Source organism: Gallaecimonas xiamenensis 3-C-1, from assembly GCF_000299915.1.
Taxonomy (GTDB): domain Bacteria; phylum Pseudomonadota; class Gammaproteobacteria; order Enterobacterales; family Gallaecimonadaceae; genus Gallaecimonas; species Gallaecimonas xiamenensis.
This window is the reverse complement of record NZ_AMRI01000011.1, coordinates 70,802-95,893: the sequence shown is the minus strand read 5'-3', so window position 1 is coordinate 95,893 and position 25,092 is coordinate 70,802. Positions and strand designations below refer to the sequence as shown.

Genomic DNA, 25,092 nt, shown 5'->3' with positions numbered 1-25,092 from the left:
TCTTACCCCCTGGCCGCCATCAGCTCGATAAAGTGGTCGAAAAGCGGTGCCGCATCGTGCGGACCCGGGCTCGCTTCAGGGTGACCCTGGAAGGAAAACGCCGCCTTATCGGTACGGTGAATGCCCTGCAGGGTGCCGTCGAACAAGGACTTGTGGGTGGCGCGCAGGTTGGCCGGCAGGCTGGCCTCGTCTACCGCAAAGCCGTGGTTCTGGGCGGTGATCATCACCACATCACGGTCCAGGTCTTTGACCGGGTGGTTACCGCCGTGATGGCCGTGGCCCATCTTGACGGTCTTGGCGCCACTGGCCAGGGCCAGCAGCTGGTGGCCAAGGCAGATACCGAACACAGGAGTGTCGGTTTCCAGGAAGGCCTTGATGGCGTCGATGGCGTAGGTGCAAGGCTCCGGGTCGCCGGGGCCGTTGGAGAGGAAGATGCCATCGGGGTTCAGGGCCAGCACCTCTGCGGCAGAAGTCTGGGCCGGAACGACGGTCAGCTTGCAGCCCCTGTCAGCCAGCATGCGCAGGATGTTCTGCTTGACGCCGAAGTCGTAGGCCACCACATGGTATTTGAAGTGGTCGTCACCAAACTGTTTGAAGCCCTCGCCCAGGGTCCAGCTGCCCTCGGTCCAGCCATAGCTTTCCTTGGTACAGACCACCTTGGCGAGATCCATGCCCTTAAGGCCAGGGAAGGCTTTGGCGGCGGCCAGTGCCTCGGCTTCGTCGACCAAACCCGCGATAATGCAGCCATTCTGTGCGCCTTTTTCGCGCAGGATACGGGTCAGCTTACGGGTGTCGATATCGGCGATGGCAACGATGTTGCGGGCCTTGAGGTAATCGGAGAGGGAAGCTTGATTACGGAAGTTGGAAGCGACCAGGGGAAGATCGCGGATCACCAGGCCAGTAGCCCAAATGGTGGAGGATTCTTCGTCTTCGGCATTAGTGCCGGTATTACCGATATGGGGGTAGGTCAGAGTGACAATTTGTTGGGAATAAGAAGGATCAGTAAGAATTTCCTGGTAACCCGTCATTGAAGTATTAAAAACTACTTCGCCGACCGCTTTTCCAGTGGCCCCAATGGCCGTGCCCCGGAAGACGGTCCCGTCTTCAAGGACCAAGAGCGCTGGCTGACTCAAGACAACCTCCATAGAGTTAGTAACTGAGGAAAATCAGTAACTTACCATCGGAGCTGAGCATCAAAACGATGCGTTTTACCGAGCTTTTGGCAAATTGGCGGTATGATATAGATGTCTGACCTCTCTGTCCACAAACTTTTTAGCAAACGTTTTTGTGGTGAGTTTTGCACCAAAGCATCATTTTTGCACTTTTCGCTCTGTCATAACCGCCCGGGACTGACCGCATAAAGCGCGCGGATTTTCACATAAAAATTCATTTAATGGCAATAAAAAACCGGCATAAAAGCCGGTTTCAATAGCTTAGTCTGGCAACGGCGGGTGTTATTGCACTTTCAGCTCATAGGCGGCAGCGCCGAAGGGCGCCAGCTGATAGTGCCACTGCCCTGCCCCCTGGCTTACTACCAGGGTGCCCTTGTTGCTGCCCAGCAGATCCCCAAGGGGATACTGGCCGTCTGTCAATTTCCACTTTTCAATCAGCGCCTTGGGCACCGCAACCTGGCCTTCTTTGGGGCCGGCGGCAAAGTTGGCCGCCACCAGCACAGGCTGGCTACCCTGCCAGCGGGCAAAGGTGAAGACCTTCTCATCTCCCTGTACCAAAGCCTGGCCGGCACCGCCGAAGGCGGCCTGGCTGCGGCTCAGGGTCAGCAGTTTCTGGTAGGCGCCACGCAGGGTCTTCTCGTCGGCAGACAGCTGGCCGCCGTCAAAGGCGCCGCCGTTCATCCAGCGCTGGACGCTGGGCACGGCCCAGTAGTCGAAGATGGTGGTGCGGCTGGCTTTGCCAAAACCGGCGTCGCTGGCTCCCGCCTCCCCCAGCACCTGGCCGAAATAGATCATGGTGGCGCCATCGTCCATCAGCGCCGACACCGCCATGGCCGGCAGGGCCTTGAGCGGATCGCCGGCAAATTCAGGGCTGGCAATGCGCTGCTCGTCGTGGTTTTCCAAAAAGTGCAGCTGGTGGGCGGCAATGTCCTGGTTACGGGCCATGATATCGGCCAGCACCGTCGCCGTTTGCTTGCCTTGGATAATGGCCTTGAGGCTGTCGTAGGTTTCTACTTTGTCGTAGAGGTAGTCCATCTTGCCCAGGCGGATATAGTCCCGGTACAGGGCCGGGTTATAGACTTCGGCCATCAGCAGGGTGTCGGCCTTGTGCATCTTGATGGCGCTGTTGAGGTAGCTCCAAAAGGCCACCGGCACCATCTCCGCCACGTCATAACGAAAGCCGTCCACCCCCTTGTCCAGCCAATAAAGGGCGATGTCCTTCATCTTCTGCCAGCTGTCCGGCACCGATTTGTCTGCCCAGAAGGCGGCGTGGGCCCGGTAGTCCTTATCGTCAAAACCGGCTGGCAGATCTGGGAAGTCGTGACTGCCGTCCGGGCGCACCCCGTAGTTCAGCTTGACCGTTTCATACCAGTCGTCCTGGGACGGCTGGGGGCTGCGGGCGCCGTTGCCGGTCCACTTGGCGGGGTTCTCGGCAAACTGGCCATCGGCCAGGGGGTGAGACAGGCCACCCAGGGGCTTGTCACCTTCTGGCACCGCAAAGGCCTGGCCCGGCACGTAATAGAAGTTATTGTCGCGCTGGTAGACAGCGCTGGTGTCGTCCTTGAGGCCAAAATCCCGCTCCGGATAGACGCTGGAGTGGTAACGGCGGGCCACATGGTTGGGCACTATATCGATGATGACCTTCATGCCATGGCTGTGAGTGCGGGCAACCAGGGCTTCGAACTCTGCCATGCGCTTGGCCGGATCGGTGGCCAAGTCCGGGTCCACGTCGTAGTAATCCTTCACCGCATAGGGGGAACCGGCCCGGCCCTTGACCACGTCCGGGTCGTTGGCGGCGATACCATAGGCGCTGTAGTCGGTGGCTTGGGCATGTTCAGGAATACCGGTAAACCACAGGTAGTTGACCCCCAGGCCCTTGATGGAGGCCAGGGCGGCGTCGTTGATGTCGGCAAATTTGCCGACGCCGTTTTGCTCTATGGTGCCCCAAGGCACCTGGCTGTCCACCTTGTTGCCAAAGAGGCGGGTAAACATCTGGTAGATAACCGGCTTGCCGGACCCCTGGGGGGCCGCCTGGGCCGCTACTGCGGCCTGGCTGTCATTGGCCGCGCCATGGCCGGCCGGGGCATCGGAGCAGGCGGCGAGCATCACGCATAGGGCCAGGGAAGAGAGCTTGTTCATGATGTCATCCTTACTGCAGGTCGAGGGTGCGCGGCGCGCCGTCCCAGTCAAAGGTCAGGGTCAGGGTGTCGGCGTCCCGCGCAAAATGCTGAGGCTTGCCGTCCAGCAAGGCCGCCTTGACCGCCCCCGGGTGGTGAATCACCAGGGTCAGGCGGCGGCTTTGGGGCATGCCGGGGTAGCGGCCTTGGCTGGCCAACTGGATGCTAAGGCCAGCTTGTTGCTGGGCGCTGAACAGCAGCTTTTGGTATTGGCCCTTGGCGTAGGCGTCCGGGGTATGGCCGTCATCTTCGTACATCTGGCCCTGGGCCTGGGTCACCGACGGGTCGGCCCAGTAATGGAGGGTCAGTTCCTTGCTGGAGTAGCTGTCGGTGCTTTGGGACGGGGCCACCCTGGGCACAAAGCTGCCGGCTTTGACCAGCACCGGCAGGGTGTCGACGCTGGTGGCGCGGCTGTAGCTGCGGCCCCCCTCGATGCGCTCGCCTGTCCAAAAATCAAACCAGGTGCCCTCGGGCAATTGGGTGGTAACGGTTTTGGCCCCCGGCTCGGTGACCGGGGTCACCAGGAAGGCGTCGCCCCAGAAGTAGCTGTGGTGGTTGTCAAAATCCTTCACATCATCGCTTTGCATCAGCATGGAGCGCATCAGCGGCTTGCCGGTAAGGCTGTTCTCGAAGGCCAGGCTGTAGTTGTAAGGCAACAGGCTGTAGCGCAGCTTGATGTAGTCCCCTACCTGCTTTTGGATGGCGGCGTCGTGGTAGACCGGCTCCGGGGCTATGTCTTCCTGGGCATGGGGGCGGAACACCGGCTGGAACACGCCGTATTGCAGCCAGCGCAGGTAGAGCTCGGGGTCGAACTTATCGCCACCGGCAAAGCCGCCCAGATCCGAGTGGATGTAACCCAGGCCCTGGGCTCCCATCTGCAGGGCCAGTTCCACTTGCGGCTTAAGGCCGCCCCAGCTGCGGGACACATCACCGGTCCAGGGCATCATGCCAAAACGCTGGGAGCCGGCATAACCGCTTCGCATCAGGATAAAGGGCCGCATATCCGGGCGATGCTGGCCGATGCCGTCATAGACCAGTTGCGCCCAGCGGTGGCCGTAGGCGTTGTGCAGCTCGTCGCTGCTGCCCTCGCCATGGACCAGGTTTGAAGGGTGCACCTCGGGCTCGCCCAAATCGCCCCAGAAACCGGCCACCCCTTGGTCCAGCAGCCCTTGGTACTTGTCCCAGAACCAGTCGCGGCCCTTGGGGGAAAACACATCCACCAGGCCGGTGTTACCAAAGAAAAAGTCATAGGTGGCCGGTTCGCCGCTGGCGTCCAGGGCGATGGCGCCGGCCTTGACCGCCTCATCCCAGCGGCTGGAGGTGGTCAGAATAAAGGGCTCGGTAATAAGCACCGTCTTGACCCCGTCCTTTTTAAAATCGCTGATCATCTGCTCGGGATTGGGGAAGGCGGCCTTGTCCCAGGCCAGGTTACCCATATGGCCTTTGACGTCTTTGCCGAACCAGTACAGGTCCAGCACTATGGCGTCCAGGGGAATGCCGGCGTCCTTGAAGCGTTTGACCACGTCCCTGGCCTCGGCCTCGGAATGGTAACCAAAGCGAGAGGCAAAGTTGCCCAGGGCCCAGCGCGGCGGCAGGGGCTGGTGGCCGGTCAATTGGGTGTATTCCTCGGTCAGGCCGGCGAAGTGATCACTTGCCACCACCACATAGGCCCGGCGCCCACCGACGGCGCTGAAGGTCATCTGGTCGCCCTGGCTGGCCCCCAGATCCATCTCGCCGCTGGCGGTGTTGTCAAACAGCAGCAGGTACTTCTGGCTGGAAATCACCAGGGGCAGGCTGTAGTACATCTGGGCCGCTTCGGTGGTGTAGCCGTAGCTGGCCTTGTTGTACAACGGCAGCTTGTGGCCGCGCCTGTCCATGCCCAGCACCCGCTCGCCGCCCCCCATCAGCTTTTCCCCCTGTTGCAGGGTAAAGCCGAGGTTGACCCCCTCCTGGCCCAAAAAGCCGCTGCTTTCGGCCAGCAGCAGCTGCTCGCCCCTGTAGTAACTGACCGCCAGGCTGGTTTTGTCTATCTCGGCGCGCATCCCCGGCAGGCTGTAGACAAGGGTGTTGCCGCGCTCGGTCAGCTCTGCCTTGACCGCCTGCTGGGGGACCAGGGCCCGGGACGCCGGCTGCACGGCGCCGGCTTTCAAGAATTCGGCCTGGATGGCGTCCTCGTCCAGGGGGGTGAGCACCAGTTGGCCGCCGTTTTTATCTAGCACCAGGCGGTTGCCGTCCAGGTGGTAAGCCGGGCCGCTGGCGCAACTGGCCAGCAGCACGGACAGGGAAAGGGACAGGTAGCGCAGTTTCATCATTTCAGCTCCAACACCCAAGCGGTCTTGGCAGGCACGTTAAGGGTGCCCGCCAGGGAAAACTCCTGGCCGCTCAGGACTTCAGTGGCCTTGCCGTGACCTTGCAGTTCGGCAAAGCGGTGCAGACTCAGGGGCATGGCCCTGTCGTTTTTATTCATCACCACCATCACCTGCTGGGCGGGGCTCAGCCGGAAATAGCAATAGAGGCCGTCTTCTGGCACATAGTGCACCAGGCTCCCCTGGCCGACGGCCGGGGACGACTTGCGCCAGTTAATAAGCTTTTGCATAAAGCCCAGGGCCTGGCGCTGGTCGCCGTCCAGCCCCTGGCCGGTAAAGGCGTTGCCCTTGTCCCCCGGCCAGCCGCCGGGAAAATCGGCCCGCAGCACCCCGTGGTCGCTGCTTTTCGGGTCCATGGCCAGTTCGGTGCCGTAAAAAAGCTGGGGAATGCCACGGGTGGTCAGCACATAGGTCATGGCCATCCGCCAAAGGGCCTTATCGCCATGCAGCTGGGTCATCACCCTGGCCATATCGTGGTTGTCGGCAAAGACCACCAGGTCGCTGGGGTTGGGGTAGAGAAAGTCATTGGCCAAGGCCTGGTAGAGCACGCCGATGCCGCTGTTCCAGCTCTCAGGGTCGGTGAGCCCCTTGATCAGGGCCTCTTGTAGGGGAAAGTCCATCAAGGACGGCAAGTTGCTGACGTAGCCGTCCTTGGGCTGGCCGCCCCGCTGCCAGTAGCCAACGATGGCCGGGTTGGTGCTCCACTCTTCCCCCACCATGTTGAAATTGGGGTACTCATGCATCAGGGCCGCGCTCCAGCGGGCCAGGAAATCCCGGTCCGAATAGGACCAGGTATCGATGCGCAGGCCGCTCAGGCCGGCGTACTCGGTCCACCAGATGCTGTTTTGGATAAGGTAGGTGGCAAGGAAGGGGTTGCGCTGGTTCAGATCCGGCATGGTCGGTACAAACCAGCCGTCGTTGAACTTGGCCTGGTCGGCCTTGGCCAGGTGCGGGTCGTGCAGGGTTTCCCGGCGGTGGTTGGTGGCATGGAAGCTGGCGCCGTTGACCCAGTCGGGAAATGGCAGGTCCTGCATCCAGGGGTGGTTGCTGCCGATGTGGTTCAGCACCACATCCATGATAAGGCCCATGCCCTTGGCCTTGGCCTGGTGGGCCAGGGCCTGGTATTGGCTGTTGCTGCCAAAGCGCGGGTCAATGCGGTAAAAATCGGTGGCCGAATAGCCGTGGTAGCTGTAGCTGGCCATGGCGTTTTCCACCACGGGGTTCAGCCACAGCTGGGTCACCCCCAGTTTTTGCAGGTAGTCGAGGTGGTCCATCACCCCCTTGATGTCGCCGCCGTGGCGGCCGCCGGGCTGGCTGCGGTTTGCCTTGTCGCCATAGCCCGCCACATCGTCATTGCCGCTGTCGCCATTGGCAAAGCGGTCCGGAGTAATAAGGTAAATCACGTCCTTTTGGGAAAAGCCCTGGCGCCCGGCAGAGCCCGGCGCCCTTGGCAGTAAGCTGTAGGCTTGGACCCATTGCTCGCTCTTGTCAGCAAAACGCAAGCTAAGAGACCCGGCCTTGGCCTTGGGGTCCAACTCCAGGGTGATAAAGAGGTAATTGGCGCTGGCGGCCGGGTCGGTGCGCACCAGGCGCACCCCGGGGTATGGGTCCAGGCTGACCTTGGCCTTGGCAATGTCCTTGCCATAAACCATCAGCTGCAGGCTGGGGTTGGCCATGCCCACCCACCAGTTGGCCGGCTCTATCTTGTCGAGGGTGGCGGCGCTGGCAGGAGCCAGGGCTAACCAGAAGGCGATGGCGAGGGCGCGCATCCGAAAACTCCTTGCTGCGACAGCCTGTTGGCTGCTCTTGATGTTCTGGCTGCCAAGGCGGACAGCTTTACGCTTACGCTAACGGCCAGGGCAGATGGCAACAAGGCATTGCAAACGTATTCAATGCCTTGTCTACAGGCATCAGACCAGTCCCCGTTCCTTGGCCAGGGCCTGCACCCGGGCCAAAAAATCCCCGTGGCTGGGTAGCTTCTGGCAGGTTTGGCTGATGGTGGTGCGAGTGTCGGCCAGCAGCTTTTGCAGCTGGCCCTGCTCCAGGCCGTCGGCCATGGGGCCGTAGTCCGCCGGCGCCAGGTTCTGGCCCAGCATCACCTGGTACCAGGCAGGCTCGGTAAAGAGTTCGTGCTGCTCCCAAAACACCCGCCCGGTCGCGGCGAATAGCGCCATACGCCGGGCCAGGCTGGCCGGCACCGGCATCTGGCGCCGGGCCTGCCAGAAGGGTTCGGGGCGCTGGTTCAGGTGGTAGTGCAGGATGATGAAGTCGCGAATGGCCTCAAATTCCTGGGCCGACTGGCGGTTGTACTCGTCCACCAGGGCCGGGTTTATCTGCAGCCGGGGAAACAGCTTGATAAGGCGGGTTATGCCACTTTGCACCAAATGCAAACTGGTGGACTCCAGGGGTTCGAGAAAGCCGCTGGCAAGGCCCAGGCTGACGCAGTTTTTTCGCCATTGCGCCTTGCGCCGGCCGGTTTGAAAACGAATAAGGCGCGGCTCTGCCAGGGGCTCCCCTTCGAGGTTGGCCAGCAGCTTGGCCGCCGCCTCGTCGTCGCTAAGGTACTCGCTGGCATAGACATGGCCATTGCCGGTGCGGTGGCGCAAGGGGATCTGCCATTGCCAGCCCGCCTCATGGGCTATGGCGCGGGTATAGGGCCTGGGCTGGCCGGAGTTGCTGCTGGGCACTGCCAGGGCCCGGTCGCAGGGCAGCCAATGGCGCCAGTCCTCAAAGCCGGTCTTGAGCGCCCCTTCTATCAGCAGGGCGCGAAAGCCGGAGCAGTCGATGTAGAGATCGGCCTCCAGGCGCCGGCCAGAGGCCAGCTGCACGGCGGCAATGGCGCCGCTGTCATCCAGGGGCACGGCGGTGATCTCCCCTTCGATGCGTGTTACCCCGGCCCCTTCGGCGTGCTGGCGCAGCAGCTTGGCATAGAGGCCGGCGTCAAAATGGTAGGCATGAACCAGCCCCTTGAGGGGGCTGCCTGGAATGCGCTCCAGGGGGATAAAACGCCCGGCCTTGGCGGCCTGGTAGTTCAGGGAATAGTCCCACAGCCCCTGGCCGTGGCCCTCTGCTTTGGCCCTTAGCCACAGGTGCACAAAGGGGGTGAGCCCCAGATCCCGGCCCAGATCCCCAAAGGCGTGCATGTAACGCTGGCCCTGCTTCCCCCAGTTTTCAAACTCGATACCCAGCTTGATGGTGCCCTGGGTCTTGGCCAGGAATTCGGCTTCGTCCAGGCCCAGCACCTTATTGAACAGCTGGATGGGAGGTATGGTGGCCTCCCCTACCCCGACGGTGGCGATGGCGTCGGACTCCACTAGGCTGATGGCCACCTGTTTGTCCAGCAGCCTGGCCAGCATGGCCGCCGCCATCCAGCCGGCACTGCCGCCGCCGACGATAAGGACCTTGCGTACCCCTTGGTTCATGGCAATTCCTTAAAAAAATGCCCCTGCAGACCAGAGTCTGTCAGGGGCAATGTCATCGCAAAAACACTTAGAACTTATAGCTCAGGCCCAACAGATAGTTACGGCCATACAGCTGGTAGTCACGGACCTGGCGGTCGTCACCGGGCTCGGTGGTGGTAAAGGGCTCGTCGGTCAGGTTCTGGCCTTGGAGCATGATGGTCAGGCCGTCCAGGTAGTCGATGCCGGACTCGGAGAAGTCGTAGCTGATCTGGGCGTCCCAGATCTCTTCACCCTTGACGTTGACCGGGGTACGGCTGAAGGACAGGCCGGATACTTCACCATTGAAGTCACTGCGCTTACGCATGCTGGTGCGGATCTGGAAGCCGTTCTTCTCATAGAAGAAGGTGGCGTTGTAGATCTGGCGGGACAGGCCCGGCACCTGGATATTGGTGCTGTCGTAAGTGACATTGTCGTTGGCGTCGATGCCGGATGGATAGGCAAAAGACACGGCGCTGGTGTTGTAGGTGGCGCTCAAGATGGCACCGAAGCCTTCCAGGTAGTCGCTCAGCAGTTCACCGGGCAGGGACAGGGTGAACTCGGCGCCTTTGATGTAACCGCCTTCGGTGTTCTCCCAACGGGTCACCACACCTTTGTACTGGTAGACATCGCCCGTGGTCAGGGGCGGTACATCGGAGAAGTCTTCGATGCTGGACACGTTGAACTGCCAGTTCTTCAGATCCTTATAGAAGATGGCGGCGCTGAAGTAACCCTGGCCGGCGAAGTAGTTTTCGTAGCTCAGATCATACTGGTTGGCGATATAGGGCTTGAGCTCCGGGTTGCCGCCACCGCCGCTCCAGGGGGAGTTGCTGATGGGGGCGTTAGCCACGTTCAGGGCCGGGTTGAAGCTGTAGCCGTAGCTGGCGTTCATGCGGTCCATGCGTGAGCGAGTCAGGGTACGGGCGGCACCGAAACGCACGAACTGCTGGTCGGCCACTTCAAAGCTCAGGTTCAGGCTGGGCAGGAACTCGTTGTAGCTGGTGCCGCGATCGATCTTGTCGATCTGGGTGGCGCCATCCACCACCGTCACCTGGTTGCCCAGGGAACGCTGGTTGGTGTGCACGTACTGGGCACCGACGTTACCTTTGACCGGCAGGCCCAGCAGGGTGCTGTCGATATTGGCCATCACAAAACCGGTGGTGACCTTCTCTTCCACTTCCCAGGAGTTACGGGCACGATCGGGCTCAGTAGCCCCCTGATCGAAGCCGTTATAGAAGCCGTCGTCATAGAGGCGCTTGGAGTCATAGCTCAGCATGTTGCCCATGCCGATAAAGTCCAGGCTGGTGGGTGCCAGCAGGTACTCGGCCGGCACCGGCAGCATGGCCGGGTAGGCTTTGAGGGTCAGGTAGGTGCCGTGATCTTCGCGGGTCTTGGTGCGTTCGGAATAATGGACGCCGAATTTGACGCTGCTGACGATGTCGTTGTCGGTAAAGCGCACGGCACTGAACTTGGCAGCCTTGATCTCGTCGTCTATTTCGGGGCGGTTGATAAAACCGTCTTGGCCGTCGCTGGGTACGGCGATACCGTTACCCCAGCTCAGGGGGCCGCCCAGCATGATAAGGCTGGGATCGCTGTAATCCAGGGTGGGGTCAAAGTGGGCACCCTCGGCGCCGCCGTTGAGGGTAAAGCCGATGTCGTCGGCCACACCGTTGTCGTTGCCACGGCCGGTACCGGAGTAGGACTCGAGGCTGAAGATGTCACGCTCTACCTTGGAATAGCTCAGGTCGCCGGCCAGTTGCCAGTTGTCACCCAGGTTGTATTCCAGGTTCAGGCCCAGGGAGTCCAGGTCGGCGTTGCGCTCGTCGTAGTCGTTGCGGATAACTACCCGCTGATCGTGGATGATGCCCTGGGTAACGAAGCCGTCTACCACTTGCAGGTTTTCGATGGTGCCCTGGCCATAGAAGGCAGGGATCTCGATGCCACGCAGCCGCTTCTCGTCTTTGAAGTCGATGTGCATGGCATCCAAAGTGGCGTGGAAGCGGTCGTTGGGGGCAAATTCCAGCACGCCCATGACGGTGTCACGCTTGAGTTCGCTGGAACGGACGTAGGGTTTGGCGCCCCCCAGTACCAGATTGCCGTCGTCGTCGTTGGCAAAGCCCCAGGAGTTCCAGCGGCGCTCGTTGTTGGGGGAGTCCATATGGGCGTAGGCCAGGGCCACACCTATGGTGTCGTCGGCAAACTGGTCGATGTAGGACACACTGGAGCGCCAGCCCTTGTCCTTGCCGTCCGGGTTGAGCTTGCCGATGTCGTTCTTTTCGCCGGTCAGGTTGGCAGAGAAACTGCGCTTGTCCTGCTTGAGGGGGCGAACGCTTTGCAGGTCGATGGTGCCGGCAATGCCCTGGCTGGTGAGGCTGGCATCGGGGGTCTTGTAGACCACCACCGCATTCATGATCTCGGACGGATAGAGATCCATCTCCACACCACGGCCGTCACCTATGGACACCTGCTCGCGGCCGTTAAAGGTCACGGTGCTGAAATCTTCGCTCAGGCCGCGTACCGAGATACCGCTGGCACGGCCATCAAGGCGCTGGGCGGCAAGGCCGGGGAGACGGGCAATGGACTCGGCGATACTGGAGTCGGGCAGCTTGCCGATGTCTTCGGCGGAGATCGCCTCGACGATAGAGGTATTGGTCTGCTTGATCGCCTGGGAACGCTGCAGACTGGCGCGAAAGCCTGTGACTTCAATCACTTCGACATCGTCGTTTTTGGCTTTGTCTGCGTCGGTCTGGTCGGCCGCCTTGGCCGCTTCCTGCGCCGCCAACACCTGCATCGGCAGGGCGGACATGGTCAGCCCTGCGGCCGCCAGCGCTACAGCTAGTACGTTCGGCTTGAATGTCGCCATCGTTTCCCCCATTGCCCCTCGGGCTTATCGTTAGTGTCTGCGCGGCCTTGATTTTTCGATTTACCTTAACGTCAACAGGCAGCCGCTACCCGAGCTGAATGCTACGCAATAGGTTGATCGCAGGACAACGCATTGCATACGTATTCAAAAGCCTTTGGTAATAATCTTTTAACCGGCGCACAGGCCAAAAATGACCTCAAAAGGAAGGTAACTGCCGGTTAAGCGCCTGATTTAATTAACGAGAAAGCAACAAAGTTGCCGCGCACGGCAAGCAAGGCCCCAAAGACGAAAAAACCGCCCCTTGGGGCGGTTTGGACAGTGACCTTAAGCTGCTCAGGCCTTGAGACCCAGCACGTCTTGCATGTCGTACAGGCCTGGGGCCCGGCCGTTCAGCCAGAGGGCGGCGCGCACGGCGCCGGTGGCGAAAGTCTCGCGGTTGTGGGCCTTGTGGGTCAGCTCGATACGCTCGCCGTCACCGGCAAAGAGCACTGTATGTTCGCCGATGATGTCGCCGGCCCGCACTGTGGCAAAGCCGATGGTCTGGCGGTCGCGCTCACCTGTGATGCCTTCGCGGCCGTACACGGCGCATTGGGCCAGATCCCGGCCCAGGGCTTGGGCGGCCGCTTCCCCCAGGGCCAGTGCGGTGCCGGAAGGAGCATCTTTCTTGTGGCGGTGATGGGCTTCGAGCACTTCGATATCGACGCTGTCTCCCAGCACCTTGCTGGCCAGGGACACCAGCCCCAGCAGCAGGTTGACCCCCACGCTCATATTGGGGGCAAAGACCACCGGCACCGACTTGGCCGCCTCGGCCAGGGCCGCCTTGTGCTGGGCGTCCAGGCCAGTGGTGCCCACCACTAGCGCCTGGCCGCGCTCGGCGCAGGCCTTGGCCACCAGGGCGGTGTTGTCCGGGGCGGTAAAGTCGATAACCACCTGGGTGTCGGGGTCCAGCTCTGGGCCCAGGGCCAGGCCCAGGGGGTCTATACCGGCCAGGGTGCCGGCGTCGATGCCGACAAAAGCGTTACCGGGACGGACCTGGGCCGTCACCAGCCGGGCCTTGTCTTGCTGGGCCACGGCGCGGATCAGGGCCTTGCCCATGCGGCCATTGGCGCCCAGTATGGCGATGCGTGTCATGCTTGGTCCTCGTCCAGTTCAGAGGGCAACACTCTAACCGCTTTTCCTTCCCGTTTCAGCGCTTCGTTAAGCTCCCGGGTGACATGCTCGGGAGACAGGGTGCGCCTTGCCAGCCAGGCGTACATCACCGGGGTGACCAGCAGGGTAAAGAAGGTGGCTACCACTATGCCAAAGAGCACCACCACCCCTATCACATAGCGAGTTTCGGCGCCGGCGCCATTGGCCAGCACCAGGGGCACGGCGCCGGCGGCGGTGGTGATACCTGTCATCAAGATCGGCCGCAAGCGCTGGGCCGAGGCGTTGAGCAGGGCCTCGATAAATTCCTGTCCCTCGTCCCTCAGCTGGTTGGCGAACTCGACGATAAGGATGCCATTCTTGGCCGCAAGGCCAATGAGCATGATGATGCCGATTTGGCTGTAGATATTGAGGGTCTGACCGGTGAGGTAGAGCCCCACCAGGGCCCCCACCATGGCCAGGGGCACCGCCAGCATGATCACGAAGGGGTGCACGTAGCTTTCAAACTGGGCCGCCAGCACCAGGAATACCACCCCCAGGGCCAGGGCGAAGATGAAGTACACCGAGCTGCCGGAGTTCTTGTAGTCCAGCGACGGGCCCTTGTAGCTGACGGTGGCCTCGGCCGGCAACAGCCGCGCCGCCAGGTCATCCAGGTAGTTGAGGGCTTCACCCAGGCTGTAGCCGTCGGCCAGGTTCGCCTCCAGGGTGATGGCCCTCATCCTGTTGTAGCGGTTGAGGCCGGAGGCGTCCGCCACCTCCTGTACCTTGAGCACCGACGACAAAGGCACCAGATCGCCGCTCTTGTCAGAGCGCACATAGATGCCGCCAATGGCCTGGGGCGAGCGCTGCTTGTCCCTTTCCCCTTCGAGGATAACGTCGTACTCCTCACCGGCCTTGACGTAAGTGGTCACCACCTTGGAACCCAGCATGGTTTCAAGGGTGCGGCCTATGGCGCTCATGGTGATACCAAGGTCGTTGGCCCGGCCGGTGTCGACGGTGATCTTCAACTGCGGCTTGGTTTCCTTGTAGTCGTCGTCGACGCCGGTCAGCCCCGGGTTCTTGGCCACTTCGGCCTTGAGGATGTCACGCCATTCTCGCAGGCTGTCGTAGTCGGGGCCCCCCAGCACGAACTGCACCGGCTTGGATGTACCCCGGCCGAAGGCACTGCGCACTATGGTAAAGGCCCGCACCCCGGCCAAATCGCCGATACGGCCGCGCACGTCGTCCATGATCTCGAAGATGGAGCGGCGCTGTGACCAGTCCTTGAGGGAGAGGATCATCATGCCGCTGTTGTAGGCACGGACCCCGCCCCAGCCACGGGGGGCCAGGGTGATCATGCGGTTGATCTCACCCCCATCCCCGGTCATGGGCATCAGGCGTTTTTCTATCTCGTCCATGTACTTTTCCATGTAGGAGTAGGACGCCCCTTCTGGGCCGTTGATCATGATGAAAAACGAGCCCCTGTCCTCGGTGGGGGTAAATTCCCCCGGCACCTTTTCAAAGAGCCAACCGGCCCCGAACAGGCTGGCCACCACCAGCGCCACCACCCACACCGGGTGCTTGATAAGGCGGGCCAGCAAACGCCGGTAGCTGGCCGCCAGCCGCCCCAGCAGCCTATCCACCAGGGCCGACAAGCCCGTATGGCCTTCATGGTGCTTGAGCAGCTTGGAGCACATCATGGGGGACAGGGTCAGGGCCACCAGGGCCGAGAACACCACAGCCGAGGCCATGGCCACCGAGAACTCGGTAAAAAGCTTGCCAAGGTCGCCGTCCAGGAAGGTGATGGGCAGGAACACCGCCACCAGCACCGCCGTGGTGGCGATGACCGCAAAGGACACCTGGCGGGCGCCAAGGAAAGAGGCCACCAGGGGCGACTCGCCCTCTTCGATACGCCTGTGGACGTTCTCCAGCATGACGATGGCGTCATCCACCACCATGCCGATAGCCAGGATAAGTGCCAGCAGGGTCAACAGGTTGATGGTGTAACCCAGGGCATAGAGCACTATGGTGGCCCCCATCAGGGACACAGGCAGCGCCAGGGCCGGAATCAGCATGGCCCGCACCGACCCCAGGAACAGGTAGATCACCACCACCACCAGCACCATGGCGATAAAGAGGGTCTCGTACACTTCCTGGACCGAGCGTTCGATGAAAATGGACGAGTCATAGCCCACCAGCAGGTCCATGCCGGCCGGCAGAGTATGAGCCAACTCCGCCACCAGCTGGTGGGAGGCCCTGGCCACTTCCAGGGTATTGGCGGTGGAGGTCTTGGCGATGCCCAGGCCCACCATGTTCTCGCCGTTGCCCCGGAACATCTTGCGGGTCTCGTCGGTGCTTTCTTCCACCCGGGCCACGTCCGCCAGCTTGACCAGGTAGCCGTCGCCGCCCCGGCCTATGACCAGGTTGGCAAAGTCTTCCTGCTTTTCGTATTGCCGTTGCAGCCGCACCGTGAACTGGCGGTCCAGGGCTTCCAGATCGCCGGCCGGCAGCTCGACGTTTTGGGAGCGCAGGGCGTCTTCCACGTCGGTGACGGTCAGGCCACGGGCGGCCAGGGCCTGGCGGTCCAGCCAGATGCGCATGGCGGTGCGCTGTTCGCCGCCTATGCGGACCCTGGCCACCCCGTTCAGTACCGAGAACTTGTCCACCAGGTAGCGGTCAGCGTAGTCGGACAGCTCCCGTACCGTCATGCGGTCCGACACCAGGTTCAGCCACATGATGGTTTCGTCGTCGGAGCCGGCCTTGGACACCTCCGGCGGATCGGCCTCTTCCGGCAGGTTGTTGAGGGCGCCGGAGATCTTGTCGCGCACGTCGTTGGTGGCGGCATCGATGTTGCGGCTGATGTCGAATTCTATGGTGATGCTGGAGCTGCCGTCCTGGCTGCTGGAGGTGATGTTGCGAATACCCTCGATGCCCGACACCCGGTCTTCGAGGATCTGGGTGATACGGGACTCCACCACCGCCGCCGAGGCGCCCCGGTAGCTGGTTTGAATGTTGACCAAGGGCGGATCGATGCTGGGGTATTCGCGCAGCGGCAGTTTGCCGAAGGCCACCAGGCCGAAGATGATGATAAGGAGCGACAGCACCGACGCCACCACCGGGCGCCGCACCGACATGTCGGTGAGGATCATGCCTTGCCCCCCGGAATGTCTTCTTCCTTGACCTCGACTGTGGCGCCGTCACGGACCTTGAGCAAGCCACGGGTAATGACCTGCTCCCCGGCCGCCAGCCCATCCACCACTTCCACTATGCCCGGCAGCCGCAGCCCCAGGGTAATGGGACGCTGCTCCACCTTGAGATCGCTGCCCACCACAAACACATAGTGCTGGCTTTTAACCTGGAACACCGAGGCAGCGGCGACTGCCAGGGCCTCGCGAGCTTCTTTGACCAGCCGCACCCTCAGCAGCATTCCGGGGCGCAGCAGCCCTTCCTTATTTTCCAGCTCGGCCCGCACCGTGGCGCTGCGGGACACCGGGTCGATGCGGGTGTCGATACTGGCTACATTGCCCTGGAAACGCTTGGACGGCACCGCCTCCGAGGTGGCGTAGATGTCCTTGCCCGGCACCAGTATCGGCAGGAACCGCTCCGGTACCGTGAAGTCGAGCTTGATGGGGCTGACATCATCGAGGGTGGTGATGGGGGTGCCCGGGCTTACCAAAGCGCCGGTACTGACCTGGCGAAAACCCAGCACACCGTCGAAGGGTGCGCGGATAAAACGGTCGTTGAGCTGGGCCTGAGCCTTGGCCACATTGGCCTTGGCGATATCGATGGCGCTTTGCAGCCGGTCCAGCTCTGAGGCGGCTATGGTCTTGGATTTGACCAAGTCGGCAATACGGCGGTATTCCCGCTCCTGCTCTTTGAGATCCACCCCGGCAGCGTCCAAGGCGGCCTGCTCTTCCTGGTGCTGCAAGGTCACCAGCAGCTCCCCTGCCCTGACCTGCTGGTTATCACGAAAATGCACCCGGGCTATGGTGTCGCTGACGCTGGCGGTCACGATCACCGACTCGAAGGCTTCAGTAGTGCCCAAAGCTTCGATTTCATCGGAGATCCGCTGCATTTTGGCTGGACTGGTGGTAACCCGCACCACAGTCGCCTGTGCCTGGCTCTGGACGCGCCCCTGGCTTTGCTGCCACCAATAGGTGCCAGCCGCTCCAATGGCCACCAGGGCCGCCAATATGGCCAGTTTTTTCATGGTTTCATTTCCTGATATCGCTATAAGGCTAATAATCGCATCAACTGTGAACGCCTTGTTACGGGATCGGACATGCCGATAAAGAGCTGCGATAAGTCGAAGGCCGCTGCCGGGCCCCGGCTTTTATCCATGCCCACGTCTGGACGTCTAGACGTTGACAGCGCCCTGAAGCTGGCGTAAATTTGCGCGCCCTTGGCCCTCCGGGCCCCTCGGTGTCGATACAACAGGTGCTTGCATGACCAAACCCCATCCCTCTCCCTGGCCGCTGTTGCCGCTGCTCACTTTCCTGGCACTGTTCCTGGGAGTAGGCACCTACCTGAGCCTGACCGGCGTCGACTACGCCTTCTATAAGCTCAAGGCCCCGGTGGCAGTGCTGCCGGCACTGATCGTCGCCGTGCTGATCGCCAAAGACAGCCTCAACAGAACGGTAGAACAGTTCCTACAAGGCTGTGGCCATTCCAATATCATGGCCATGTGCATCATCTACCTGCTGGCTGGCGCCTTCGGGGTGGTAGCCAAAGCCACCGGCGGCGTTGATGCCACCGTCGCCCTCGGCCTGGACCTGGTGCCCAGTTCCCTGCTGCTGCCGGGCCTGTTCGTCATCGCTGCCTTTATCGCCACCGCCATGGGCACCTCCATGGGCACCATAGCGGCCCTGGGGCCTGTGGCCCTTGGCCTGGCCCAGCAGGGGGAGCTGTCCCTTGGCCTGACCGCCGGCGCCCTGTTGTCCGGTGCCATCTTCGGCGACAACCTGTCTATCATCTCCGACACCACCATCGCCGCCACCCGCACCCAGGGTTGCGACATGAAAGACAAGTTCCGCGCCAACTTCCGCCTGGCCCTGCCCGCCGCCCTGCTGACCCTGCTGTGGCTGGCCCTGGCCAGCAACGGTAATGCCCCGGTACAGGGCGACGATTACAACCTGCTGGCGGTAGTGCCCTATGTGGCCATACTGGTGCTGGCCATCATGGGCCTGAACGTCTTTGCGGTATTGATCCTCGGCATAGTGCTAGCCGGCCTGGTGGGCTTCTACCAGGGGAACTACCCCCTGGACAAATACGCCAACGACATTTACAACGGTTTCACCGGCATGCAGGAAATCTTTATCCTGTCCCTGCTGATGGGAGGCCTGGCCTACCTGATGGAAAAACAAGGTGGCCTGGCCTGGCTGGCCCAGAAGCTGGGCCGGGGCGGCAGCCGCCGCAGCGGCGAGCTGGCCATCGCCAGCCTGGTGTTCAGTACCAACTTCTGTACTGCCAACAACACCATCTCCATCATCGTCAACGGCCAGTTGGCCAAAGACATCGCCGAACAGAGCGGCATCAGCCCGGTGCGCAGCGCCAGCCTCTTGGACATCTTCGCCTGCATCAACCAAGCCCTGATTCCCTGGGGCGCCCAGGCGCTGCTGCTGGGCGCCACCTTCAGCCTGTCCCCCATAGAGGTGGTCAGCCATTCCGGCTACGTGCTGCTGCTGGCCGCCATCACCCTGGCCACCCTCTTTGTGGCACCGGTGCGAAAGTGGCTGGTTAAGCACTAAATGCAGCCATAAAAAAGCCCCTCGCCAGAGGGGCTTTTTTATAACGGCAGTCTATTTACCAGGCTCGCCACACTGCGACAGCCTCATTGACCGATAGAGGCATGGTTTACCGTAAACCTTGGAGGCGTTTTCATAAAAAGCAGATGAAGTTCCTGGCCTGAATCGGTGGTGACCTCTTGTTGGGCACTGTATTGGAAGGGAAAACTGTCTGCCTGTACTGTCGACTGCAAGTACCCTTCCAACGCGTCCTTGGACCCAAAGTTGATGCTGGCCAGGCAGAACTGGCCATTGCAGGCGGCATCGGCAAAGTAAATACCGCCATGCTGGCCCAAGGCATCGTTAAAGCGTTGGTAAAGGTCCTGCTCCAGTGCCATGGCGTCTTCACTCTTCTGAGTATTGTCTCTGAGCGCCTGCACTTTGTCGTTAAAGGTATCGCTCCCCACCAGTGCCGATACCCGTTCCATATCGACGGTGTCGCCTTTGTAAATGGCCTTCTCATCGCCCCAAGCATCTTCTGCCTCAGCCAAGCCAGCCCCTGTCTTGTCGGCATCGGCCTCGGGCGCACTGCCTCTATCTTTGTCCCCCCATGCTGCATCATCTGTCGTTGGCACCGAGGGGGATGGCCCTGCCGATGTTGTCTCTTCCCGTGACCTATCACTGCCTTTGCTTGGATCAGCAGAAAAGCCCCCTGAAAATATCATCACGGCACCTATCACCAACGCCAAGATCAGAACCAGCACACCAGATTTCATCCTTGCCTCTCCTTCCCTGGGCTGCTTTACCGCCCTGATTTAAAAACCGGTAGATGCACAGAGCCATCAGCACCACTTTGCTGCGACATTGCATCATGACAGGAAATCGACAGATGAATATCCTATTGTTTTAAAAGCCTAATTACTGCATTCCCTGTCAAAGATCAAACTACTGGCCGCGCCCGGTAACGTCAATTGATTGCTGAGGCTGTCTTTACAGCAAGCAGGCATTTCAAAGGCCGGGGAAAAGCAAGCCATGCTTCAAAGTTGACTGGATCTAAGGCGGAAATAAAGCCCTTTATCCATAAAACTTCCTAAAGAATGAGGGGATTAACCTTCTGAATAAATTTAGTTTTTTTGGTAATCATCGAAAAGTTTCATATCTAAAACGCCCGGCCCTGGGGTTTTCCTACACTCCCTGTCGCTATACCAAAGAGCAATCGTAGAGCAAAGGTTGCCAAGCCAACTGAGAGTGAGGACAACACCATGCCAAGAACCATAACGATCTTTGCCCTGGCCGGCTGCAGCCTGGCCATGGCGCAGGCCCACGGCGCCCTGGAGGGTTATGCCAGCCTCAACGGCGGCACCACAGGCGGCCAGGGTGGCCAGGTGGTCTATGCCAGCACCGGCACCGAAATTAACCAGGCCATGTGCAGCCGCCCGGCCGACGACACCCCCCTGATCATTTACGTGACCGGTACCATCAACCACGGCAATACCAGCAAGGTGTCCGGCAGCTGCGACACCACCGACAGCGAGATTCAATTCAAGAGGGTCAGCAACCTGTCGCTGATCGGCACCGGCCAGGGCGCCCTCTTTGATCAAATTGGCATCCACCTGCGGGAAGCCTCCAATATCATCATCCGCAACATCCATGTGCGTAACGTCAAAAAATCCGGCTCCCCCCTGTCCAACGGCGGCGACGCCATCGGTATGGAAAGCGACGTGTCCAATGTCTGGATAGACCACAACGAGCTGGAGGCCTCGGGGGGCGAGAGTGACGGCTACGACGCCCTTATCGACATGAAGGCCACCACCCGCTATGTGACGGTATCCTACAATTACCTGCACCATTCCGGCCGAGGCGGCCTGATCGGCTCCAGCGACTCCGATACCGACAACGGCTTCGTCACCTTCCACCACAACCGCTATGAAGACATCGACTCGCGGCTGCCGCTGCTGCGCCACGGTACAGTCCATGCCTACAACAACTACTACAACGGCATCAGCAAGTCGGGCATGAACCCCCGTATCGGCGGCCAGATAAAAGCCGAGAACAACGTCTTTGAAAACGCCCAGAATCCCATCGGCACCTTCTACACCGACGACATGGGCTTTTGGGATCTGAGCGGCAACATCTTCACCAACGTCACCTGGCTGGACAACGACACCAATCACCCGGCCGGCCCCAGCCTGGTATCCACCGCCAGCATCGATATCCCTTATAGCTACCAGCTGGACGACAGTGACTGCGTCAAGGACCTGGTGCTGGCCACAGCCGGGGTCAACACCGGCCTTGGCGAATCGGACGGTGCCTGCGGCAGCCAACCGGGGGACGGCGACAATGGCGGCGATCCGGGTGACGGGGGCGATAACGGCGGCGACGATGGCAGCGGTGGCGATCCGGGCAGCAACCTGTCCCTGGGGGCCGGCTCGGACGGCTCCAGCAAGGGCAGCGGCAGCTATGGGGACGTGCGCGACGGCGATCTGGCCAGCTACTGGTCCCCTTCCGGTACCAGCGGCCGCATTTCCATCAAATGGAGCAGCGCCACCAGTGTCGGCAAGGTGATCATCAAAGAGGCCGCCGGTTTCGAAGGGCGCATCCAAGGCTGGACCCTGGTCAACAACGATACCGGCGCCGTGCTGGCCAGCGGCAACGGGGCCGGCAGCATCAGCTTTGCCCCGGTCAGCCTGCAAAAAATCAACTTCAATATCCAAAGCGCCAGCGCCACTCCGGCCGTGGCCGAGTTTGAAACCTACGCTCACTGACCCTTGGCTCCCCTGCCCGGCGGGGGAGCTATTTCTTCCCCAGCGGCTTGGGGGGCGCTATGTTGTAGTGGTCAAAAACCACACAAGGATGCCCCATGAAAGCCCTGCTTCCCCTGTTGCTGCTGGTGGGCCTGGCCCTGCCGGCCCAGGCCAAGGTCACCGAAAAAACCATCGAGTTGCCCAATCACCTGGGCACAGCCCTGCTCTACCAGGACGACAGCCAAAGCGCCAAGGGCCCGGGGGTGATCGTGGTCCACGAATGGTGGGGCCTTAACGATTACGCCAAACACAGGGCGCAGATGCTGGCCGAAGCCGGCTATCCGGCGGTGGCGGTGGACATGTACGGCACCGGCCAGGTAGCCGAGCACCCGGACAACGCCAAGGCCTTTATGCAGGCCGCCCTCAAGGAACCCGATAAACTCAATGCCCGTTTCGAGGCGGCCTGGGACATACTGCGGGGCCTGTCCTTGGTGGATAAGGACAGGGTGTACGCCATCGGCTATTGCTTTGGCGGCGCCGTGGTGTTGAACCAGGCCAGGCTGGGCAAACCCCTGGCCGGGGTGGCCAGCTTCCACGGCAGCCTGGGCAGCAGCATCAAGGCCGAGCCAGGCACTCTCAAGGCCAGACTGTTGGTGGCCACTGGGGGCAGTGACCCCTTCGTGCCGGCCGAACAGGCCACGGCCTTTGTCAGCGAAATGCTGGCCGCCGGTGCCGATTTGGACTTTCGGGTCTACCCCGGAGCCGTGCACAGCTTCACGGTGCCGGACGCCGATGGCAAAGGTGAGAAATTCAAGATGCCCTTCGCCTACGACGAGCGCGCCGACAAAGACAGCTGGGCGGCTTTGCTTAGGATGCTAAAGGGGCAGTAAAAAACCACCTTCTTAGATGGTGACTTTGAGAGAAGGCCCCCTAGAAGGGGGCTTTCGTGCCAGCAAGATCTCCTCACTGACTAAGCTCCCCTTGTTTAACGATTTTTCTCACCTCACGTGCTAACTCTCTCGCTGAACAGCATCAGCCAATGCAAAAAAGCATCACGGCAATCACCTGCTTAGCACTCGAATACCAGCATCTTTTGATAATGGGCTCTCTACGGGCATAGCCCCTACTTGACGATCACCATCGCCAGAGGAGGTGGTTTAACGCTGAAAATAAAAAAGCGCCCTTAGGGGCGCCTTTTTTAGGCCTTACAGTTGGGATGAACGGCCGCCTTTTGATAAAGGGGCATCACCGCCGGCACCTGGTTGGACAGGTCCTTGATACGGGAACCGGGGCTGGGGTGGGTAGAGAGCAGTTCAGGGGGGGTCTCCCCGGCTTTTTGCTCCATGTTCTGCCACAACACCACCGCCTGGTTGGGATCGAAGCCGGCTTCGGCCATCAGCTTCAAGCCTATGGCGTCGGCTTCTGACTCGTGTTTACGGGAATAGGGCAGCAGCACCCCCACGGTGGCACCGACGCCAAGGGCCGCCATGTAAAGGCCCTTGTTATCCACATCCGACATGCCAAGGGCTACCGCCGCCAACACCGAAACACCGGAATAGATCTGGTTCTGGCTGAGACGTTCGTTGGAATGGTGGGCCAGCACGTGCCCCACTTCGTGGCCGATAACGGCGGCCAACTGGTCCGGGCTGGTAGCAACCTTGAGCAGCCCGGTGTATACGCCAATCTTCTTGCCGGGCAAGGCAAAGGCGTTGACCTGTTCGGAGTCGAAGACCACCACTTCCCAGTCACCTTGCTGTTCGCTGGGCAACACCCGGGTAATGGCCCCGGCCACACATTGCACGTACTTGTTGGTACGGGGGTCTTTATCTATCTTCTCTTGTTCCTTGAGCTCTTCGAAAGATTGGGCACCCATCTGCGCCACCTGGCCTTCGTTATTGAGCAGCAGCTGGCTGCGGCCGGTGGGGCTCTGGGTGCAGGCGCTTAGGCCGGCCAGCAGGGCCAGGCCGAGCAATGTCTTCTTCACGGGCAGTCCTCCTCGACTTTTCCCTATTGTTTCCTTTGCCCGCCGGCGGTTCAAGGGGGCTTGTCAGTCCGCATACCCCAGCTGCTGGCGATAACGGGCCAGATGACTCCGGTCATTGGCCTCCAGATCCCGGGCCAGCTTGCCCACCAAGGCGGCGTAATTGCGTTGCCCGCCGGCCAGATCCTTCCTATCGAGCAGGCTTTTTCGCAACAGGTAAAGATGATCGGCAGCGCTGTAGGCGTGGGCCTTGTCCCTGGGTTCGGGGTCGGCTCCCAGTTCGAAAAGGCGAATGAGGTTTTCCAGTTTCCCCCATTCTGCGGCCACCATCAGCGCCGTGCGGCCATCTTGGTCTTGCGTGTTGAGCTTGGCGCCGCGCTCGACCATGGCCTTTATCAGGTACTGGTTGTCGTCAAAGGCGGCCACGGCATGGAGGGGCGTTACCCCGGCATTATCTTGGGCATTGATATCGGCCCCTTTGGCCAGCAACCGATCCAGCAGCTCCAGGTCGTCGTGGGCCAATTTAAAGAGTGGGGTCTCGCCGTCGGCGTTGCGCAAGTCCACCGGTGCCCCCCTGTCCAGCAGAGCCAGCAACCAGGGCTGGCGCTTGGGCAGAAAGACCGCCTGGTGCAGCAGGGTCTGGTTTTTTTCAGGCCCCACAGGGGTGGCGATATCGGCGCCCTGGTCCACCAGGGCCAGACCCTTCTGCAGGTTGTTAAGGGCAAAGGCCAGCACCAGTTGCTTGCCCAGCTCCGCCGAGCGCTCGGCGCTGACCTCTTCCTTGCTGAGCACCACAGGGGTATGGGCCAACGCCTGACCACACAGCAATATCAACAGGGCGAATAACGGGGCATGCATGGCCGCCTCCTTGGCAAGAATGTTGCGCAAATTATGGCGTAAATTACCGCCACAAGCTGCTGAAAGTACCTGGCATTTTGGCCCTGTGCTAAGCTGGCTCCCCCGTCTTTAGTGGAGTACCCCATGTCCCAGGCTGCCCCTTTTACCCTGCGCCCCATGAAAGCCAGCGACAATGCCGCCGTGGCCGAAGTGATCCGGGCGGTGTCCGCCGAGTATGGTCTTACCGCCGACAAGGGCTACGGGGTCTCAGACCCGCACCTGGACAACCTCTTTGACTACTACCTGGACCTGGGCGGGCGCTACTGGGTGGTAGAGGTGGCAGGCCAGGTGTTGGGTGGTGGCGGTATGGCACCGCTCAGTGGTGCCTCTGACACCGTCTGCGAGCTGCAAAAAATGTACTTCCTCCCTGCCCTGCGTGGCCTTGGCGCCGGCCGGGCCTTGGCGGAGCTGGCCATGGAGGAGGCCAGAAACAGCGGCTATAAGCTGTGCTACCTGGAAACCACTGCCGCCCTTGAAGGCGCCCTGGCCCTGTACCTGAAGCTGGGGTTCAAACAGCTCACCCAGCCCCTGGGGGACACCGGCCACGGCGATTGCGAGATCTGCATGGCCAAGACGCTTTAAATAAAAAAGCCGCCCATTGGGCGGC

16 protein-coding genes are annotated in these 25,092 nt (G+C 61.1%); 4 read left to right on the top strand and 12 right to left on the bottom strand.

All coding sequences use genetic code 11. The features are described 5' to 3' along the window. Nucleotides 1–2: 2 nt before the first annotated feature. The 9 genes from carA to B3C1_RS09330 form a co-directional block, all read right to left on the bottom strand. Nucleotides 3–1,133, bottom strand: a complete 1,131-nt coding sequence (gene carA, locus B3C1_RS09370) for a glutamine-hydrolyzing carbamoyl-phosphate synthase small subunit (RefSeq protein ID WP_008484442.1) — start codon at nt 1,131–1,133, stop codon at nt 3–5. 321 nt (nt 1,134–1,454) lie between these two features. After that, nucleotides 1,455–3,311: an alpha-amylase family protein gene (locus tag B3C1_RS09365; protein WP_008484440.1), complete on the bottom strand. Its 1,857-nt coding sequence runs from the start codon at nt 3,309–3,311 to the stop codon at nt 1,455–1,457. Nucleotides 3,312–3,321: 10 nt separating this feature from the next. Continuing rightward, nucleotides 3,322–5,661 carry a glycoside hydrolase family 31 protein gene (locus B3C1_RS09360; RefSeq protein ID WP_156804516.1) on the bottom strand — a complete coding sequence of 780 codons (2,340 nt, stop codon included), beginning with the start codon at nt 5,659–5,661 and terminating at the stop codon, nt 3,322–3,324. After that, the gene (locus tag B3C1_RS09355) at nt 5,658–7,484 is read right to left on the bottom strand and encodes a glycoside hydrolase family 13 protein (protein WP_008484438.1); all 1,827 of its coding nucleotides are present in this window, start codon (nt 7,482–7,484) and stop codon (nt 5,658–5,660) included. The genes B3C1_RS09360 and B3C1_RS09355 overlap by 4 nt, the downstream gene beginning before the upstream one ends. 141 nt (nt 7,485–7,625) lie before the next feature. Further along, nucleotides 7,626–9,137, bottom strand: coding sequence for a tryptophan halogenase family protein (locus B3C1_RS09350; RefSeq protein ID WP_008484437.1), 1,512 nt, complete (start codon nt 9,135–9,137; stop codon nt 7,626–7,628). 67 nt (nt 9,138–9,204) lie between these two features. Next, complete coding sequence (locus B3C1_RS09345; protein ID WP_008484436.1) at nt 9,205–11,958, bottom strand: TonB-dependent receptor; 2,754 nt, start codon at nt 11,956–11,958, stop codon at nt 9,205–9,207. 390 nt (nt 11,959–12,348) lie between these two features. Next, the gene (dapB, locus tag B3C1_RS09340; RefSeq protein WP_008484435.1) at nt 12,349–13,146 is read right to left on the bottom strand and encodes a 4-hydroxy-tetrahydrodipicolinate reductase; all 798 of its coding nucleotides are present in this window, start codon (nt 13,144–13,146) and stop codon (nt 12,349–12,351) included. After that, nucleotides 13,143–16,289, bottom strand: coding sequence for an efflux RND transporter permease subunit (locus B3C1_RS09335; protein WP_008484433.1), 3,147 nt, complete (start codon nt 16,287–16,289; stop codon nt 13,143–13,145). Before B3C1_RS09335 ends, dapB begins: the two co-directional genes overlap by 4 nt. Continuing rightward, nucleotides 16,286–17,350, bottom strand: coding sequence for an efflux RND transporter periplasmic adaptor subunit (locus B3C1_RS09330; protein WP_008484431.1), 1,065 nt, complete (start codon nt 17,348–17,350; stop codon nt 16,286–16,288). The genes B3C1_RS09335 and B3C1_RS09330 overlap by 4 nt, the downstream gene beginning before the upstream one ends. Before the next feature lie 235 nt (nt 17,351–17,585). Between B3C1_RS09330 and B3C1_RS09325 the strand changes: the two genes are divergently transcribed. Then, nucleotides 17,586–18,887 carry a Na+/H+ antiporter NhaC family protein gene (locus B3C1_RS09325; protein ID WP_008484429.1) on the top strand — a complete coding sequence of 434 codons (1,302 nt, stop codon included), beginning with the start codon at nt 17,586–17,588 and terminating at the stop codon, nt 18,885–18,887. Between the two features lie 83 nt (nt 18,888–18,970). Here the strand turns inward: B3C1_RS09325 and B3C1_RS09320 are convergent, their stop codons facing one another. Next, nucleotides 18,971–19,639: a hypothetical protein gene (locus B3C1_RS09320; protein ID WP_008484427.1), complete on the bottom strand. Its 669-nt coding sequence runs from the start codon at nt 19,637–19,639 to the stop codon at nt 18,971–18,973. A 486-nt stretch (nt 19,640–20,125) separates the two neighbouring features. On the opposite strand from B3C1_RS09320, the gene B3C1_RS09315 reads away from it, so the two are divergent. Beyond that, complete coding sequence (locus B3C1_RS09315) at nt 20,126–21,628, top strand: pectate lyase family protein (RefSeq protein ID WP_008484426.1); 1,503 nt, start codon at nt 20,126–20,128, stop codon at nt 21,626–21,628. Between the two features lie 95 nt (nt 21,629–21,723). Next, nucleotides 21,724–22,497, top strand: coding sequence for a dienelactone hydrolase family protein (locus B3C1_RS09310; protein ID WP_008484425.1), 774 nt, complete (start codon nt 21,724–21,726; stop codon nt 22,495–22,497). 308 nt (nt 22,498–22,805) lie between these two features. Here B3C1_RS09310 and B3C1_RS09305 read toward each other — a convergent pair whose 3' ends face one another. Together B3C1_RS09305 and B3C1_RS09300 are read right to left on the bottom strand one after the other, a co-directional pair. Further along, a complete protein-coding gene (locus B3C1_RS09305) occupies nt 22,806–23,591 on the bottom strand; it encodes a M48 family metallopeptidase (RefSeq protein ID WP_008484424.1) in 786 nt (261 codons plus the stop codon). Nucleotides 23,592–23,654: 63 nt separating this feature from the next. Then, a complete protein-coding gene (locus tag B3C1_RS09300; RefSeq protein ID WP_008484423.1) occupies nt 23,655–24,446 on the bottom strand; it encodes an ankyrin repeat domain-containing protein in 792 nt (263 codons plus the stop codon). Between the two features lie 123 nt (nt 24,447–24,569). Between B3C1_RS09300 and B3C1_RS09295 the strand changes: the two genes are divergently transcribed. Beyond that, nucleotides 24,570–25,067, top strand: coding sequence for a GNAT family N-acetyltransferase (locus B3C1_RS09295; RefSeq protein WP_008484421.1), 498 nt, complete (start codon nt 24,570–24,572; stop codon nt 25,065–25,067). The last annotated feature ends 25 nt before the right edge of the window (nt 25,068–25,092 follow it).

Bases quoted from the DNA above. Each gene is read 5' to 3' on its own strand.
- B3C1_RS09365 (WP_008484440.1), bottom strand. From the start codon at position 3,311: ATGAACAAGCTCTCTTCCCTGGCCCTATGCGTGATGCTCGCCGCCTGC.
- B3C1_RS09360 (WP_156804516.1), bottom strand. From the start codon at position 5,661: ATGATGAAACTGCGCTACCTGTCCCTTTCCCTGTCCGTGCTGCTGGCC.
- B3C1_RS09355 (WP_008484438.1), bottom strand. From the start codon at position 7,484: ATGCGCGCCCTCGCCATCGCCTTCTGGTTAGCCCTGGCTCCTGCCAGC.
- B3C1_RS09350 (WP_008484437.1), bottom strand. From the start codon at position 9,137: ATGAACCAAGGGGTACGCAAGGTCCTTATCGTCGGCGGCGGCAGTGCC.
- B3C1_RS09345 (WP_008484436.1), bottom strand. From the start codon at position 11,958: ATGTCCGCCCTGCCGATGCAGGTGTTGGCGGCGCAGGAAGCGGCCAAG.
- dapB (WP_008484435.1), bottom strand. From the start codon at position 13,146: ATGACACGCATCGCCATACTGGGCGCCAATGGCCGCATGGGCAAGGCC.
- B3C1_RS09335 (WP_008484433.1), bottom strand. From the start codon at position 16,289: ATGATCCTCACCGACATGTCGGTGCGGCGCCCGGTGGTGGCGTCGGTG.
- B3C1_RS09330 (WP_008484431.1), bottom strand. From the start codon at position 17,350: ATGAAAAAACTGGCCATATTGGCGGCCCTGGTGGCCATTGGAGCGGCT.
- B3C1_RS09325 (WP_008484429.1), top strand. From the start codon at position 17,586: ATGACCAAACCCCATCCCTCTCCCTGGCCGCTGTTGCCGCTGCTCACT.
- B3C1_RS09320 (WP_008484427.1), bottom strand. From the start codon at position 19,639: ATGAAATCTGGTGTGCTGGTTCTGATCTTGGCGTTGGTGATAGGTGCC.
- B3C1_RS09315 (WP_008484426.1), top strand. From the start codon at position 20,126: ATGCCAAGAACCATAACGATCTTTGCCCTGGCCGGCTGCAGCCTGGCC.
- B3C1_RS09310 (WP_008484425.1), top strand. From the start codon at position 21,724: ATGAAAGCCCTGCTTCCCCTGTTGCTGCTGGTGGGCCTGGCCCTGCCG.
- B3C1_RS09300 (WP_008484423.1), bottom strand. From the start codon at position 24,446: ATGCATGCCCCGTTATTCGCCCTGTTGATATTGCTGTGTGGTCAGGCG.
- B3C1_RS09295 (WP_008484421.1), top strand. From the start codon at position 24,570: ATGTCCCAGGCTGCCCCTTTTACCCTGCGCCCCATGAAAGCCAGCGAC.